13 protein-coding genes and 1 pseudogene are annotated in these 15,575 nt (G+C 67.0%); 4 read left to right on the plus strand and 10 right to left on the minus strand.

Features of this window, described 5'->3' with window-relative positions; genetic code table 11:
• Position 1: 1 nt before the first annotated feature.
• Complete coding sequence (locus ASF90_RS07400) at positions 2 to 1,906, minus strand: S8 family peptidase (protein WP_055847895.1); 1,905 nt, start codon at positions 1,904 to 1,906, stop codon at positions 2 to 4.
• Positions 1,907 to 1,968: 62 nt separating this feature from the next.
• Complete coding sequence (locus ASF90_RS07405) at positions 1,969 to 4,392, minus strand: hypothetical protein (RefSeq protein ID WP_055847898.1); 2,424 nt, start codon at positions 4,390 to 4,392, stop codon at positions 1,969 to 1,971.
• Between the two features lie 230 nt (positions 4,393 to 4,622).
• Between ASF90_RS07405 and ASF90_RS07410 the strand changes: the two genes are divergently transcribed.
• Positions 4,623 to 5,999, plus strand: a complete 1,377-nt coding sequence (locus ASF90_RS07410) for an ATP-binding protein (protein WP_055850231.1) — start codon at positions 4,623 to 4,625, stop codon at positions 5,997 to 5,999.
• On the opposite strand, the gene ASF90_RS07415 is transcribed toward ASF90_RS07410, so the two are convergent.
• The 7 genes and pseudogenes from ASF90_RS07415 to msrB all read right to left on the minus strand — a co-directional run bounded on the left by ASF90_RS07415 (position 5,981) and on the right by msrB (position 11,130).
• A complete protein-coding gene (locus tag ASF90_RS07415; RefSeq protein WP_055850232.1) occupies positions 5,981 to 6,667 on the minus strand; it encodes a response regulator transcription factor in 687 nt (228 codons plus the stop codon). The two genes, ASF90_RS07410 and ASF90_RS07415, sit on opposite strands and share 19 nt — an antisense overlap.
• 456 nt (positions 6,668 to 7,123) lie before the next feature.
• A complete protein-coding gene (locus ASF90_RS07420) occupies positions 7,124 to 7,408 on the minus strand; it encodes a DUF4031 domain-containing protein (protein WP_055847900.1) in 285 nt (94 codons plus the stop codon).
• Positions 7,409 to 7,416: 8 nt separating this feature from the next.
• Positions 7,417 to 7,998 carry a hypothetical protein gene (locus tag ASF90_RS07425; protein WP_055847903.1) on the minus strand — a complete coding sequence of 194 codons (582 nt, stop codon included), beginning with the start codon at positions 7,996 to 7,998 and terminating at the stop codon, positions 7,417 to 7,419.
• A gap of 167 nt (positions 7,999 to 8,165) precedes the next feature.
• Entirely contained in the window at positions 8,166 to 9,353 is a 1,188-nt protein-coding gene (gene motB, locus ASF90_RS07430) for a flagellar motor protein MotB (RefSeq protein ID WP_055847906.1), read from the minus strand.
• Between the two features lie 10 nt (positions 9,354 to 9,363).
• Positions 9,364 to 10,218, minus strand: coding sequence for a flagellar motor stator protein MotA (gene motA / locus ASF90_RS07435; RefSeq protein WP_055847909.1), 855 nt, complete (start codon positions 10,216 to 10,218; stop codon positions 9,364 to 9,366).
• A gap of 97 nt (positions 10,219 to 10,315) precedes the next feature.
• Positions 10,316 to 10,605 (minus strand): annotated as a pseudogene (locus ASF90_RS24190) (MliC family protein); the annotation flags it as partial.
• Between the two features lie 60 nt (positions 10,606 to 10,665).
• Positions 10,666 to 11,130, minus strand: coding sequence for a peptide-methionine (R)-S-oxide reductase MsrB (gene msrB / locus ASF90_RS07445; RefSeq protein ID WP_055847914.1), 465 nt, complete (start codon positions 11,128 to 11,130; stop codon positions 10,666 to 10,668).
• A 582-nt stretch (positions 11,131 to 11,712) separates the two neighbouring features.
• On the opposite strand from msrB, the gene ASF90_RS07450 reads away from it, so the two are divergent.
• Positions 11,713 to 12,141 (plus strand): hypothetical protein, encoded by a 429-nt coding sequence (locus ASF90_RS07450; protein ID WP_055847917.1) that lies wholly within the window; start codon positions 11,713 to 11,715, stop codon positions 12,139 to 12,141.
• Between the two features lie 285 nt (positions 12,142 to 12,426).
• Here ASF90_RS07450 and ASF90_RS07455 read toward each other — a convergent pair whose 3' ends face one another.
• On the minus strand, positions 12,427 to 12,906 hold the full coding sequence (locus ASF90_RS07455; RefSeq protein WP_005992148.1) for an Lrp/AsnC ligand binding domain-containing protein: 480 nt from the start codon (positions 12,904 to 12,906) through the stop codon (positions 12,427 to 12,429).
• A 147-nt stretch (positions 12,907 to 13,053) separates the two neighbouring features.
• Between ASF90_RS07455 and ASF90_RS07460 the strand changes: the two genes are divergently transcribed.
• Both ASF90_RS07460 and alr read left to right on the plus strand, forming a co-directional pair.
• On the plus strand, positions 13,054 to 14,343 hold the full coding sequence (locus ASF90_RS07460) for a D-amino acid dehydrogenase (protein ID WP_055847919.1): 1,290 nt from the start codon (positions 13,054 to 13,056) through the stop codon (positions 14,341 to 14,343).
• Positions 14,343 to 15,428, plus strand: a complete 1,086-nt coding sequence (gene alr / locus ASF90_RS07465) for an alanine racemase (protein WP_055847922.1) — start codon at positions 14,343 to 14,345, stop codon at positions 15,426 to 15,428. Before ASF90_RS07460 ends, alr begins: the two co-directional genes overlap by 1 nt.
• Positions 15,429 to 15,575: the final 147 nt, after the last annotated feature.

Below are 15,575 nucleotides of genomic sequence, written 5' to 3' on the forward strand. Positions count from 1 at the left end.
ATTACTGCCGCGCCATCAGCGACACGTTGTTGAACCCCCCTGTGCCGCCGACCAACTTGATGTAGTAGGTGCCGGTCTGCGGTGCGGTCAGCCGCAGCGTCTGCGCGCTGCCGGTACGTGCGGATTTCAACTGGTAGCTGCTGGTGGTCGGCTCGACGTCGTAGCTGAGATACAGCGCGACGTTGCCGCCGCCACCGAAGCTGAGCACATTCAAGGCGCTGCCGGCGTTGGCGGTAAAGCGGTAGGTCTTTTCCTCGCTTTGACCGCCGCTCTGGCCGGTCAGGGCATCGCGGTTGGTCAGGCTCACGGTGACCGGTATGCAGGCGCTGCCGCTGCAACTGTTCTGCACGTAGTCCAGTGCCGCGGTGGCATCGACAATTCCGGTGCCGATCGGGCGACCTGTCGGTGGTCTGACCGGGAAGGTGCGCGCAGTCTGGCGCAGCATGGCTTCCATCTGCGCAGGGGCCAGCGGGGTCTTGCCGGAGGCGGCCAGCGCGCTCTGTACCAGGGCGGCCACCGCGGCCACATGCGGCGTGGCCATCGAGGTGCCGGCAAAGCCGACGTATTCGTACTCGCCGGAGGTCGGCGTGGTCTTGCCGCTGTAGCCGGTCGACAGCACCACCCCGTCCCAGCCGCCGTTGCCGGTGTCGTCGCTGGCACCGCCGCCGGGGCCGGACAGGTCCACGCTGCTGCCGAAGTTGGAGTAGAACGCGATCCCGCCGGTGATGCGGGTGGCGCCCACCGTGATCACGTTGCCGCAGCTCGACGGGCTGAACTGCGAGGCGTTGCTGGCCTCGTTGCCAGCCGCCACCACCACCACCGCACCATTGGCCACTGCGGTGTCGATGGCGCTCTGGGTAGTGCTGTCGCATGAGCCTGGGCCGCCCAGGCTCAGGCTGATGATCTCGGCCGGATGGAGATTGTCCGGGACGCCGTCGATATGGCCGCCGGAGGCCCACACGATGGCATCGGCGATGTCCGCACCGGTGCCGCCACATTGGCCGAGCACGCGTACCGGCAGGATCTGCGCGTCGTAGGCAGCGCCGGCGCCGCCGATCGTATTGTTGGTGAGTTCGCCGACCGTGCCCGCGGTATGGGTACCGTGCCAGCTACTGGAGCGCGCCGGCAGTCCGCAGAAGTTGTCCTCTTCGGTCCAGTCGCCGTAGTCCAGCGCGCCCGGCACGCGGGCGTCGCTGTCGCGCCGGGAGATCGCCGCGTTGCTGATGAAGTCGTAGCCCGGCAGGATGTGGTCGTTGTTCTTCAGGTCCGGATGGTCGGGCAGGATGCCGGTGTCGAGCACCGCCACCACCACGCCGGCACCGGTGGAGCTCTCCCAGGCTTGCGGAGCGCGAATGCCGCCGATGCTGTCCTGCAGATGCCACTGGAACCCGGCATACAGGCGGTCGTTGGGGGTCACGGCGGTGGCGGTGGCCTGCGGCGTCGCTGCGACGGCAGCGGCCTTGAGTCTGGGCCCGGCAACGTCATCGACCGCGCGCAGCATGCGATCGAACTCGGCGTATTGCACTTGTGGGTCGGCGCGCAGTTCGGTCAGCAACTTGGCCTGGTCGGCGCTGCTGAGCGTGCGCGCAAGGTCCAGCAGGCTGGCGCCGGTGCCGGTGCGCCGCAGCACGCGTGCGTTGAGCGGCGTGGCACGCGCGGCACCGCTGGCCGCGCGCAGGACACCGGCGCGGTTGGCGGCTGCAGACAGGATCGACAGGCGCGAGCTGTCGGACGGCACGCTGCTCTTGTATTTGACGATCAGCCGGGCGGGGAGTGCGGTAGGGGAAGTGGCCGTCGGCAGGCCGCGCAGGCTGAGTTGATCGGTGGCCGCATGGGCCTGAAACGTGGCCGTGGCCAGGATTGCGCTCAATAGCAGGGGCTTGAGCGGCAGCGAAGCGTTGTTCATGGGATGGCTCTCGCAAGAATCGATGGAGGTAAGGGGAAGACGTGCACGGCGCGGCGCAGGACCTACAAGTCCACGCCGAAGCCCAGGCCTGCCGACGAGTCGCTGCCGCTGAACGCGCCGCCGAGGCTGAACGAGGCGCGCTCGCCCACCTTCTTGGCGTAGCCGATGGAGAGCGCGCGTTCGCCGCTCTGGAACCCCGCGCCGACGGCTATGCGACCGCGGGCACTCTGGGTGCCGGCAGCATTGATGCCCATGTTGAGCATCGCCGCGCTCATTGCGCCGATGCGGTCGATGCGGCGATCCATCGTCTGTAAGCGCCGTTCGCTGCCGTCGCGCAGTTGGGTGAAGCTGTCGCTCAGCGCCGACACCCGGCTGTCGGTGTAGCTGTTGGCCGAACTCAGCGTGCGGCTGTTGCCGGCGTTGAGCTGGGCCACGTTGGCGGCGTCGGTGTCGCTTTGTCCGGCGGCGACATTGGTGATCTGTCGCGTGTTGCCGGCGCTGCCGACCGAGACGCTGTTGGCGCGATCGGCCACCGCACCACGTCCCAGCGCGACTGCGTTATCGGCGTCCACGCGCGCGCCCTGGCCGAGCGCGGTGCCCGAGGCTGCAGAAACGCTGGCGCTTTCGCCCACGGCCACCGCGTTGGTGGCGGCGGTGGCGATGGTCGTATTGGCGCCGACTGCGGTGCTGCCGTCGGCGTTGACCTTGGCATTGGCACCGAGCGCGGTGTCCTGCGGGCCGTAGGCCAGCGCGTCGGCGCCGACCGCCAGGCCGTTCTCGCCATTGGCGGTGGCGGACGAGCCGATCGCCACGGCATTGGTGCCGCTGCCGACCACCGGCGCCAAGCTGCCGCCGCCGACCGCCACATTGCCCGCAGTGACATTCTGCAAGGCACCGATGCGGCCATCGAAACCGGTCAAAGCCGCATCGATGGCGCCCATCGCCTCGCCGATGTTGCCGTAGCTCGCGCCCTGCACCAGGTAGCTGCCGCTGATCAGATTGCCGGTAGGGTCGAAGGCGCTGCCGGCGCCCAGGGCGGTGGCCACGCTGCGCAGCTGTGCCAGGTTGACCGCGTCGGTGGCCTCGCTGCCGGCGGCCACGCTGGTGATCTGCCGGGTCAACCCGGACGCGACATCGCCAACCGCCACGCTATTGCTGCGGGTGGCATGCGAATACGCACCCAGCGCCACCGCGCTGCTGGCCGAGCGGTTCCAGGAGTCGTCGACCCAGTTGCCCACCTTGGCGCCATAGCCGATGGCGGTTGCATCGACGCCATTGGCTTCGGTGTCGTTGCCAATCGCAGTGCCATTGGGGTTGAACCAGGAGGTCTTGGCATTGACGCCAAGCGCCACGCTGTTGACGGCGTAGGTTTCGGCGTTGTGGCCGATCGCCACCGAGTCGGCGTCGTGGGTCAACGCAAACCCGCCGAGCGACACGGTGTTGGCCCCGAACGTGCCGGCACTGTGGCCGATCGCCACCGAATCGGTGTTGCCCGGCAGGTTGGGGAAGATGTTGGCGTTGTAGCCGATGGCGATGGCGTAGTCGGACTGGGTCTGCGCACCCGCGCCCAGGGCGATCGCGCCGGTGCCGGTGGCTGCCGCGATCCCGATGCTGTTGCCTGCGCTCTCCGCAGCGGTGCTGATGCCGCCGATCGCCACGCTGTCGGTGCCGCTGGCCAAGGAATTGAAACCGATGGACACGGTACTGTCGGCGACCGCGCGCGCGCCGTTGCCGAGCGCACTGCTGCCCAGCCCGATCGCCTGCGAGCGAGTACCGATGGCGGTGGCGCCCTGCTCCAGTGCGCGTGCGCGATGTCCCAGTGCAGTGGCCTCGAAGACGCTGGCTTCGGCACCGCTGCCCACGGCGGTGGTCATCGCATCCAGCGCCTTGGCGCCGCCGCCGAGCGCGGTGGAGACGAAGCCGGTGGCTTCGGTGGACTCGGCGTGCACGGCGAGAATATTGCCGCCGTCGTCGTAATCGAACACGTCGGTGGTGCCACCCACCGCAACCGCCGATTCGCCGGTGGCCGCTGCCGCGTAGCCGGCGGCAATGGCGAACTTTTCGGTGACCGTGGCACCGGCGCCCAGTGCGATGCCGCCCTCACCGAGCGCATTGCTTGCTTCGCCGATCGCCACTGCATACGGCTCAGCGGCGAACGCGCCCACATCGGTGGTGGCGTCGGCGCCGCCGACGATATGGAAATGCTTGCCGGTGTCGGCAGCATCGTCCTGGTCGGCATCGGCTTGCGCCGTGGTGTCCTGGTCGGCCGCGATGGCGGATGCATCGGTACCGGTCTGATCATCGGTGGCGGCAGCGGCGGCAGCGTCGCCCTGCGCCATCACCGCGCTACTGCTGAGCAGCAGCGCGGTCAGGACCGCAGCATGCAGCAGCACGCGCTGCGGACGTGTGCCGGCATGGGGGTGCGGCGCGGTGGTGGTCGCGTGCCGGGCGCAGGCCCGGTTCGAGAAGCGATCAATCTGGCTCATGGAGATTCCCTGGCGCGTGGATGGAGTGGTCGACCGCTGCACATCGGCTCCCAGACATCCCCACGTGTCTTGGAATTCCGTACATTTCATGTTGCGGGACAACGCAACATAGTCATGCGCTCCGCCACGTGTCACCAAGCCACGATTGCATCCACTCACCACGAATGTGAGGATGCAAAAACACTCAAAGACGTCCTGTCGTGATGCTGTCTGCCGCAAAATCCAGGTTCGTGTCGCGTTGGTTGGCCACGCGCTGGCGCGAGGAGCCGATCGACCGACGGCAGGTGGCCTTCCTGCAGCTGCTGCTGATCGCCATCGCGCTGTACAACCTGGGCGATGTCGGATTTTTTCTCTACGTCGCGGGATTGAGCCGCTTGCAGGCCAGGCCCGATCTGGCCTGTGCGTTGGCCGGGACTGTGCTCACCGCGTTCGGCGCGCTGGCGGGCGTGCCGATGATCCGGCGCGGCCGCAGTGCCGCAGGCGTCAAGGTCTTCATTGCCGCCGCGTTGCTCGGCACCTTCGTCACTTACGTGCGGGTCGACATCTTCGACCTGCTGACCAATCCGATGCCGGTGATTGCGTTGGTGCTCGCCGGCATGGTGCTCGGTCGGCGCAATCTATGGCGCGTGTTTGCGCTGCTGGCGACGGTGTGCGCAATGGCGCTGGCCGCGCAATTGCTGTGGTTCCCGCCATCGCGTTCGACCTGGGGCAATGTCGGGCTGGGACTGCTGACGGTTGCGGTGTATCTGCTGATCACCTTGATGCTCGATCGCACCATCGCCGCGCTGCGCGACAGCCTGGTGGAATCGGAACGCCGCCGCCGCGAACTCGAAGCGGTGAACCGCAAGCTGGTGCGCGAAATGGCAGAGCGCGAGCGGGTGCAGGAGCAGCTGCTGCACACCCAGAAGATGGAAGCGCTGGGACGCCTGGCCTCCGGTGTTGCGCACGATTTCGATAATCTGATCAACGTGATTATCGGCTTTGCGCAGCGTCGCGACGCGCTGGAAGGCCGTGGCGAGGCGCCGTTGCTCAAGACGCTGGAAAGCATCGAAGCCGCATCGCGACGCGCGCTGACTGTCAGTCGCAGGATTCTCAACTTCGGCCGTGCCGAACCCGGCATTGCGCGCCTGTTCGATGCGCGCCACGCGTTGCTGGAGATCGAACCCACGCTCAGGCAACTGTTCGGCCACGAGATCCGCCTGCAAGGCATCGCGCCGGGGCCGCCGCTGTGGATCGCGATGGATCTGGACGAACTGGAACTGGCATTGCTCAACATCGCCGCCAATGCGCGCGATGCGATGGAAGGGCAGGGGCTGTTCCGCATCGACGGCGAGCAGCAGGCCGGCATGGTGGTGCTGCAGTTTTCGGACACCGGCCCGGGGATTCCCGAGCAGCTGCTGGCGCGCATTCTTGAGCCGTTCTACACCACCAAACCGGCCGGCAAGGGCACCGGTCTGGGGCTGTCGGTGGTGAACGAAATCGTCATCGCCGCCGGCGGGCGTGTGGAGGTCGGCAACACGGGCGATGGTGCCTGTATCCGCCTGTTGTTACCGGCTGCGGCGCCGCCGGAGCGAGTCAATCGTGCCGATCAGCTAGCCAGCAGGTAACCCATTCCGCGCGAGGACAGCAGCGGAAACGCCGGCGCATCCGCTGCGGTGATGCGCGCGGCCTTGCGCCGCAGGCGATGGATCAGCATCTCCAACCGATGCAGATCGAAATCGCCGACGCACGCTTCCAATGCCGACACCAGCGCATCGCGCTCCACCGCCTGGCCGCGCTGTGCATCCAGGCAAGCCATCAGGCAGCGTTCGAGCGAGGTCAGGACGACAATCCGCGCATCCGGCGCGACCAGGCACCAGCCATCCGATTCCAGGCGCCACGCCGGTTTTTCCACGCTGCTGGCATCGGCCGGGCGCAAGCGCCGCGACAGATTGCGCAGCGTCAGCGCCAGGATCTCCGGGTCGGCGGGCTTGCGCAGGAAGGCGTCGGCGCCACTGCTCAGCGCATGCACGTGGTCCGAGCGGCCGCGGTTGCCGGTGAGCACCACGATGCCCAGGCCAGTGAACAGCGAACGCAGATGCGCAACCACGCTCAGGCCGCTCTCGTCCGGAAGCCCAAGGTCCAGCAACACCATGTCGAAGGTCTGCTCCAGCATCAGCCGGTACAGCGCCCCGGCGGTGCCGGCGCCACTGACCGCGAATCCGAACTCCTGCAGGCCGGGAATCAGGATTTCTTCGCGCAGAACATCGTCGTCTTCAAGAACGGCGACGCGCAACATGGACGGCAGCTCGGAGGGCAGGACGCGAACAGGCAATGCAACGGCTCCGGAAGATGGGTCGCTTCGATAGTGACAGGCTTGTGCGTGGGCACGGAAGCGGCTTTGCCGGTCACACGGGTGTGTGCGCCACAGGCGTCATCGGGTTGCAAGGATGCATGCGTTGTATGCGTGAGCATGATGCGCAGTTGCAGTGCCATGCGTGTTTCGCCTGCGCACGACTCGCGTTGGTTGCGTCATCGTGCTGATCTGCGCTGCTCGATGCTCGATGCTCGCTGCTGTCTGCGGCGTTAGGTGTGCGGCTTGTGGTTTGATGTGGCGCTGCAACACCTGGAGACGCCGGCGTACTGCTGTCAGCCAACGCACACCGTTGCCAGTCTCGCGCGATGGCTGCGGCCATGCGCATTCGGCGGTGCCTGTGCCTGTCGCGTGACTGGCGCGATCGCTGGATCGGCGCTACGGCACCTCACCGCGCGCCTGCGCACGTGCATTGGCGATCAGCGCCTTGAGCAGTGCGCGGTCGGTATGGCGGGAGATGGGGATGGTGCCCAGGGCGATGGCCTCCAGGCGTAGCAATGCGGGCACGTCGTAGTGCGCACCGCTGAGTTTGTTCTGGAAGGCGCGGCGGGGAATGCCCAACCGCGCCGCCATGGCATGCAGCTCGTCCAGCGTATCGCCGAGCAGGTGCGCCCAGCGCTGGTCGCGCCACAGATGCACTGCATCGTCGATGTAGACAGCCATCGGCCGGATCAGGCCTTCTTGGATTTCTTCGGCTTTTTAGCGGCGTTCTCGCCGTCGGCTTCGTCCGTTTCTGCGTCGGCGCTGGCGTCTGCGTCTGCCGCGCTGTCGTCGTCGCTGGCAGCGTCGTCGCCAGTCGCCTCTTCTGCAACGGCGTCGGTGCCGGCATCGTCGGCTGCGTCTTCGGCCTCGCCGTCTTCATCGGCATCGGCGTTCTGGAATTCGGCCACCAGCGTGGTCAGATATTCCTCGGCGGTCTGGCCTTCTTCGGCGGCCAGGTCGTCGATCATCTGCTGCAGCTGGGTCGAATATTCCAGCGAGATGGTCTTGCCTTCGGCTTCCTGCAGGTTGGCCAGGTGCTTGAGCATGGCCAGCATCGGAACCGGGTTGTCGGCGCTGCCCATGGTCTGGCCACCGATCGACAGCATCCACTCGCTGCCACCCTGCAGACCGATCGCTGCCACGACACGGCCGTCGGCGTCCTGCAGCACGGCGTGGTTGGTGACCTGGGGCGCCTGGCCCAGACGGACGATGGGGCGCTTGGGGAGCTGCTTCTTGCGCTTGTCGCGCTTGGCCTTGGAATTGCGGGACACGGTGTTCTCGACGCTGGGAATGGCCGGCCATTCTAGAACGTGCGCCGCACGATGCGATGAGTCGTGGGAATCGGCGGGGTCACGGGCCAGGCGGAGTCCACGCCCCAGGTGCGATTGCCTGGCAGATTCTGGAGCTCAAATCCCGAATCCCGAATCCCCAGCACCAATCACTGCCCCTCCACCGCCACCCGCGGCGCGGCTACCGCCGCTTCGGCCGCCTTGGCAAGCGCAGCGGCCGAAGCCACCTGTGCGCTGGACGACATCCGCGGTGCGGCCGGGCGTGCAGCGGCCGTGCTGGCCGGCACCGGAGTCGCCCCCGCGGCGCCCTTTGCTGCAGCGGGTGGCGTCGTAGCCGACGCAGCCGCAGCCGGCGCAGCACCGGCTGCTGGCGCGCCCACCGTGGCCGTGCCGGTAGCAGCAGCGGCGCTGAGGTCCGGTACCTGGGTGTCGGCGTCGTGCACCGACTTGCCCAGCGCCACGCCCTGTCCGGCGCCGGCCAGCGCCGCCTGTTCGGCGTCTTGGGTCATCACCACGATGCTGATGCGGCGGTTGATCGGGTTCTGCGGGTCGGTCTTGTCGAACAGCACCGATGACGACAACCCGACAACGCGGGTCACCTTGGCATCGGACATGCCACCAACCACCAGCGCACGCCGCGCGGCGTTGGCACGGTCGGCGCTGAGTTCCCAATTGGTGTAGCCGGCATCGCTGCTGTAGGCGGTGGTGTCGGTATGGCCGGTGATGCTGATGTGGTTGGGCACCTGATTGATGAAGCTGGACAGCTCACGCAGGATGTCCACCGTGTACGGCTTGAGCTGGTCGCGGCCGATGTCGAACATCGGGCGGTTCTGCTTGTCCACGATTTGGATGCGCAGGCCATCGGGTGTGAGGTCCAGCAGCAACTGGTCCTTGAACGGCTCCAGCGCCTGGCTCTTGTCGATGGCTTCCTTGAGGTCCTGCATCAGCGCTTCCAGGCGCTTCTTGTCCTTTGCGCGGCTGTCCACGTCGGTATCGGCCGCGTTGTCGCGCTTGCGGCCCATCTCGTCCTTTTGCCCCTTGGCCATGTCGGCGGTACCGCCGAGCTTGATCATCGAGGTGCTGGCGCCACCCGGGCCGTTCATGCCGGGCGAAGGCGCTGGCGATTTGCCGGACAACGGGCTGGGGTTGCGGAAATACTCGGAGATCGCCGCGCGCTGTTCCTTGGTGGTGGCGGCCATCAGCCACAACACCAGGAAGAAGGCCATCATCGCGGTCACGAAGTCGGCAAACGCCACTTTCCAGGCGCCGCCATGATGGCCGCCGCCCTGCACCTTCTTGACCCGTCGGATGACGACGGTGGATTTGCCCTCGGCCATGACCGCGGTCCTACTTGATCGTCTTCAGGTGCATTTCGAAATCGCCGAAACTCGGGCGCACGTTGGACGGCAGGGTCTTGCGCGCAAATTCCAGTGCAATTTTCGGGTTGTAGCCACGCAGGCAGGCCAGCAGCGCGGTCTTGACCGCTTCGTACATGCGCCCGTCCTGATCGGCGCGCGCTTCCATCGCCGCCGACAGCGGCGCCACGAAGCCATAGGCCAGCAGGATGCCCAGGAAGGTGCCGACCAGCGCGGCGCCGACGTGGTGGCCGATCTCTTCGATCGGGCCGCCGATCGATCCCATGGTGATCACGATGCCGAGCACCGCCGCCACGATGCCGAAGCCGGGCAGGCCGTCGGACACCTTGCTCAGCGCATGCGATGGCGCCATCGCTTCGTGGTGGTGCTTTTCCAGCTCCAGTTCGAGCAGCGGTTCCAGTTCGTGCGGCTCGATGTTGCTGCCGATCATCAGACGCAGGCAGTCGGTGATGAAGTCCAGCAGGTGATGGTCGGCCACCACCTTGGGGTAGTTGCCGAAGATGGTGCTGTCCTGCGGTTTTTCGACATGGTCTTCTAGCGCCATGAAGCCGTCGCGACGCGCCTTGTTCAACAGCTCGTAGATCAGGCTCAGGGTGTCCTTGTAGTCGTCGGACTTGTAGCGCGGACCCTTGAACACGCCCAGCACGTCGGCGACGGTCTCCTTGACGATCTTGGCCGGCGTACTGACCAGGAACGCGCCCAATGCCGCGCCGCCGATGATCATCAGTTCGTACGGCTGCCACAACGCGCCCAGCTTTCCGTGCGACAGCACATAGCCGCCGAGGACGCTGACGATGACAACAATGAAGCCAACGATGATGAGCATGGCGAAGCCGGAAGCAAGCTGGGAGTGCTAGTTGTTTCGGCTTGCGCGGCGGATTCTTGAAGTGCACGGCGTGAAGATGTGCGCTGTAACTGAACGCTCAGCCGATTGTCGTGGCGGCCTCATGCACGCATTTCAGCGCATCGCCGCCTGTCAGCGGCAGCGGCGCGTCGCCGGCATATTCGCGGAATCGATTGCCCTGGGCGTCGGCAAACCGCATGCCGGAGGCGGCCTGGGCACCGAGCAGGGCCAGCATGCGGCCGGCGAAGATCAGCTGCACCGCTCGGTGGCCGGATCGAAGCGGGCGGCGATCGCCCGCTCGCCGCAGCGCCAGCCCACTGCGTCTGCGGAGTGGGCGGTGGCAGCAGAGGCCGACGTGTTGCTAGCTGCGGTCGGCACCAGCCGGGATGCGGCACTGCCTCAGCCACGCTCCCGTACCCATTGCTTCCATCAGGCCGGCTGTGCCTCGGCGCCATCGCGATGCAGCGGGTTGGGCAGCGCCTGGCCGTTTTCGGTAAAGCCCAGCGACACCGAGTTGAGGCAATGCCGCTCGCCGGTCGGCGGCGGGCCGTCCGGGAACACATGCCCCAGGTGGCTATCGCAGCGTGCGCAGACGATTTCGGTGCGGATCATGCCGTAGCTGATATCGCGGATTTCGCGCACATGGGCAACATCGTAGGGTGCGAAGAAGCTCGGCCAGCCGGTGCCGGATTCGAACTTGGCGCTGGAGCGGAACAGCGGCAACCCGCACAGCCGGCAGGTGTAGACCCCGTCGAGCTTGTTGTCCAGGAAGACCCCGCAGAACGGCGCCTCGGTGCCATGGTGCAGCAGCACGCGCTGTTCCTCGTCGCTGAGCCCGGCGATCAAGGCATCGCGCTGGGCGGGGGAGGGAGGGGTCAGGTCGAACTGGCTCATAGGGCTCTCGCATGCGCGCGCTGGCGACGTACCGGCGTCTGCACAGGTGATATGGGCACGGCGGGCCCGGTTCAACCGTGTTGGCTGGCGGCGACCAGGGACCAGGGACCAGGGACCAGCGACCGGTGAACGGTTAACGGTTAACGGGGAGCGGTGAACCGGGAGCGGGAGCGCAACGCTGGCCGACCCGTTCACCGGTCGCCGCTGCCCCGCAGGCGCTCCCAGGCGAGGGCACACGCTCGCCAAGTCTTCGCGCAGACCTGCGGGGATCGGCGTGGTTGCATCGGTCGTTCTGCCGAACTGTCGTAGCGGCAATGCGCACCTGCGGGGCGCTTGCGGGGCAGGGGAGCATTGCCGACAAGGGATGGAACAGTGAGCACCAGGGTCTGCCAACGCTTGTTCCCATGCCTGATCGGGATCCGCTGTCGCAGACACCTCTGTTGCGCGCCCGGATAGGTCCGCTTCACGGCACCTTGATGGTTTTTCGAGCACCGACGTTCATGTGCCGGCCGGGCACATCCATTGCCACGCAACGGTGGCGCCCCCACTCCGTGAGTGTCCTTACTCACTGCGGCGGCTGACATGGCGATCCATCCTTCCACGCGCGCCCTGATGGCCTGCGCCCTGCTCGGCATTGCCGGTGCTGCCCTGGCGCAGTCCGCCACCAGCACGCGCTCGTCGAACACGCTGCAGCCCATCGCGACGCCGGCCCCCGCGCAGCCCAAGGTGGCGCCGCCGCGCGCGCTGCAGCCATCCAATGCGTTGAGCCCGGTGCCGTCACAGCTGAGCCAGCGCCCGGCCGCTCCCAGCATCCCCACGCGTGGCCCGGCCGCAACGCCGGTTGCGCCAGTGGGCAGTCAGGTACCGACCGCCACGCCGATGGTCTACGACCGCAACGGGCGTCTGCTGCAAGGCATGCAGCCGGCCGGCCCCAACCGGGTGCTGGATACCAAAACCGGGCGCTACTACGACGCCGTCCCGGCCGGCGACGGCATGCGCGTGGTGCGCTGACAGCGGCAGTGGTGCCTGCCGACTGTCAGCCAGTGGCAACGCCGGCATGCAGTGGCAACGTGGTCAGCGCCGCAGGGTGAATGTGCTTATCCCATCAGCGGCCATCCAGCAGGCAGATGCTCAGCCACACACTCCCCGCACATCTGCCGCCAGCCACCCAGCACCAAACACCAAACACCAAACACCAAACACCAAACCGAGCCGGCCACTGCTCCACCCGCCTTGCTACCGGCCCTCGCAAACCGCACTTTCGAATCCCCAATCCCCAATCCCGAATCCCCAATCTCAGCCTTCAATCGGCAGCGCCAGCGTCTCCTTGACCTCTTCCATCACGATGTAGCTCTTGGATTCACGCACATGCGGCAAGGTGAGCAGGGTGCTGCCCAGCAACTTGCGATAGGACGCCATTTCGCTGATGCGGGCCTTGAGCAGGTAATCGAAATCGCCGGACACCAGATGGCACTCCAGCACGTTGGGCAGCTTCAACGCGGCGCGGCGAAACTCCTCGAAGATGTCGCCGGATTTGTAAGCCAGGCTGATCTCCACAAACACCAGCAGGCTGGCCTTGAGGTAGTGCGGGTCCAGCCGCGCGTAGTAGCCGGTGATGGCGCCATCGCGCTCCAGCCGGCGCACGCGCTCGGTGCACGGCGTGGTCGACAGGCCGACCCGTTCGCCCAGTTCGGTAAACGAAATCCGCCCTTCCTGCTGCAGGATGCGCAGGATCTTGCGGTCGATCTTGTCCAGCTCGCGCGCGCGGGTGGCCATGGGGTTTGTCTCCACAAGCTTTGACAGGAAGTTTCACTGTAAAGGCGAGCCGATTCCAGCAATCGCACTGCCTGGATCGCAATATACTGCGTCTAACTGTCTCCCTCGGCGCTTGCTTGTGGGGGAATACCCTTTCAGGAGAGCGACATGCGGGTGCTCATTCTCGGTAGCGGCGTCATCGGCACCACCACCGCGTGGTATCTGGCCCAGGCGGGCTGCGAGGTCACCGTGGTCGACCGCCAGCCGGCCTCTGCGCTGGAAACCAGCTATGCCAACGCCGGCCAGCTCTCGTTCGGCTACACCTCCCCGTGGGCCGCGCCGGGCGTGCCAGGCAAGGCGATGAAGTGGCTGTTCGAGCAGCATGCCCCGCTGTCGATCCGCCCCACCCGCGACCTGCGCCAGCTGACGTGGCTGAGCCAGATGCTGCGCAATTGCACCGCCGAGCGCTACGCGGTGAACAAGGCGCGGATGGTGCGCATGTCCGACTACAGCCGCGACTGCTTGAACGCGCTGCGGGCCAGCACCGGGATCGAATTCGAAGGCCGCCAGCTCGGCACCACCCAGTTATTCCGTACCCAGCAGCAACTGGACGCCGCCGCGCAGGACATCGAGATCCTGGCCCAATACGGGGTGCCGTACGAGCTGCTGAGCCCGGCGCAGATCGCGCAGTTCGAGCCTGGCCTGGCCGGCGGCGGCGCACAGATGGCCGGCGCGCTGCGCCTGCCCGAAGACCAGACCGGCGACTGCCGCCTGTTCACCCAGCGCCTGGCCGAGCTGGCTGCGCAGGCGGGGGTGGAGTTCCGCTATGGGCAGCAGATCGAGCGGCTGGAACACAGCGGCGGCCGCGTCACCGGCGTGCAGATCGATGGCCGTCTCGACACCGCCGACCGCTACGTGCTGGCGCTGGGCAGTTATTCGGCCGACCTGCTGCTCTCGCTCGGCCTGCATTTGCCGGTCTATCCGCTCAAGGGCTATTCGCTGACGATTCCGATCGTCGATGCCGCGCGCGCGCCGACCTCCACGGTGCTGGACGAAAGCTACAAGATCGCGCTCACCCGCTTCGACGACCGTATCCGCGTCGGCGGTATGGCCGAGGTGGCCGGCTTCGACCTGTCGTTGAACCCGCGCCGTCGCGCCACCCTGGAAATGGTGGTCAACGACCTGTATCCCGGCGGCGGCGATCTGGCCCGGGCCGAGTTCTGGACCGGCCTGCGCCCGGCCACCCCGGACGGCACCCCGGTGGTGGGCGCCACCCCGTACGCCAACCTGTTCCTCAATACCGGCCATGGCACGCTGGGTTGGACCATGGCCTGTGGCTCCGGGCGTTACCTGGCCGACCTGATGCAGGGCCGTACGCCCGAGATCGATACCGAGGGCCTGGACGTATTCCGCTACCTGTCCACGCGCAGCCAGCGCCCGCAGCGGGAGGCCGCGTAGTGCGTCCTGCGCAAGCGTCGATCGATCTGGATGCATTGCGTCACAACTACCGCCTGGCCAAGCAGCTGGGCGGCGGCAAGGCGCTGGCGGTAGTCAAGGCCGATGCCTACGGGCACGGCGCGGTGCGCTGCGCGCAGGCGCTGGAGCCGGAGGCCGACGGCTTTGCGGTGGCATGCATCGAAGAGGCGTTGGAACTGCGCCAGGCCGGCATCCGCGCACCGATCCTGCTGCTGGAAGGTTTTTTCGAGCAGGACGAGCTGCGCCTGATCGCCGAGCATGACCTGTGGACGGTGGTGGCCACGCCGCAACAGGTACGCGCGCTGGCCGAGTTCCAAAGCCCGCGCCCGTTGCGTATCTGGCTGAAGCTGGACAGCGGCATGCACCGGCTGGGGCTGTCGCCGGAGGATTTTCGCGCCGCCTGGTTGCGTCTGCGCGGGCTGCCGCAGATCGCCTCGCTGGTGTTGATGACGCATCTGGCGCGCGCCGACGAGCTGGAATGCAGCCGCACCGACGAACAGGCGGTGGCGTTCGCGCTCACCGCTGGCGGCATGCGTGCGGAAACCAGCATTCGCAATTCGCCTGGTCTGCTGGGCTGGCCGGCGCTGCGCAACGATTGGTCGCGCCCGGGCCTGATGCTGTACGGCGCAAACCCGTTCCCGCAGGACACCGAGATCACCACGCAGCTGCGCCCGGTGATGACGCTGCGCTCGCGCATCATCTCGGTGCGCGACCTGCCGGCCGGCGAGCCGGTGGGCTATGGCGCGCGCTTCGTGGCCGAGCGGCCGACGCGCGTGGGCGTGGTGGCGATGGGCTATGCCGACGGGTACCCGCAGTTCGCGCCCAACGGCACCCCGGTGCTGGTGGATGGCCAGGTGTGCCCGCTGATCGGGCGCGTGTCGATGGACATGCTCACCGTGGACCTCACCGATCACCCGCAGGCCGACATCGGTGCCAGCGTCCAGCTCTGGGGCGATGCGCCACGCGTCAGTCCGCTGGCGACGCAGTGCAACGTCAGTGCGTATCAGTTGCTGTGCGGACTCAAGCGTGTGCCCCGGGTGTATGTGGGCGAAGCTGCAGCAGTGTGAACGACACGAGTGCTTCGCCCCTCACCCCAACCCCTGTCCCGAGAGGAGAGGAGATGAGATGGGCTTCAAGCAGCAGCTCGACCGCTTGCCCTTCTCCCGCCGGGCGGGAGAAGGGCAAGCGCAGCGCCGGATGAGGGGATAGGCGAA

This window comes from Xanthomonas sp. Leaf148 (assembly GCF_001423585.1).
GTDB lineage: Bacteria > Pseudomonadota > Gammaproteobacteria > Xanthomonadales > Xanthomonadaceae > Xanthomonas.

Coding starts and splice junctions, on each gene's coding strand:
- ASF90_RS07400 (WP_055847895.1), bottom strand. CDS start 1,906: ATGAACAACGCTTCGCTGCCGCTCAAGCCCCTGCTATTGAGCGCAATC.
- ASF90_RS07405 (WP_055847898.1), bottom strand. CDS start 4,392: ATGAGCCAGATTGATCGCTTCTCGAACCGGGCCTGCGCCCGGCACGCG.
- ASF90_RS07420 (WP_055847900.1), bottom strand. CDS start 7,408: ATGGCTGTCTACATCGACGATGCAGTGCATCTGTGGCGCGACCAGCGC.
- motB (WP_055847906.1), bottom strand. CDS start 9,353: ATGGCCGAGGGCAAATCCACCGTCGTCATCCGACGGGTCAAGAAGGTG.
- motA (WP_055847909.1), bottom strand. CDS start 10,218: ATGCTCATCATCGTTGGCTTCATTGTTGTCATCGTCAGCGTCCTCGGC.
- msrB (WP_055847914.1), bottom strand. CDS start 11,130: ATGAGCCAGTTCGACCTGACCCCTCCCTCCCCCGCCCAGCGCGATGCC.
- ASF90_RS07450 (WP_055847917.1), top strand. CDS start 11,713: ATGGCGATCCATCCTTCCACGCGCGCCCTGATGGCCTGCGCCCTGCTC.
- ASF90_RS07455 (WP_005992148.1), bottom strand. CDS start 12,906: ATGGCCACCCGCGCGCGCGAGCTGGACAAGATCGACCGCAAGATCCTG.
- ASF90_RS07460 (WP_055847919.1), top strand. CDS start 13,054: ATGCGGGTGCTCATTCTCGGTAGCGGCGTCATCGGCACCACCACCGCG.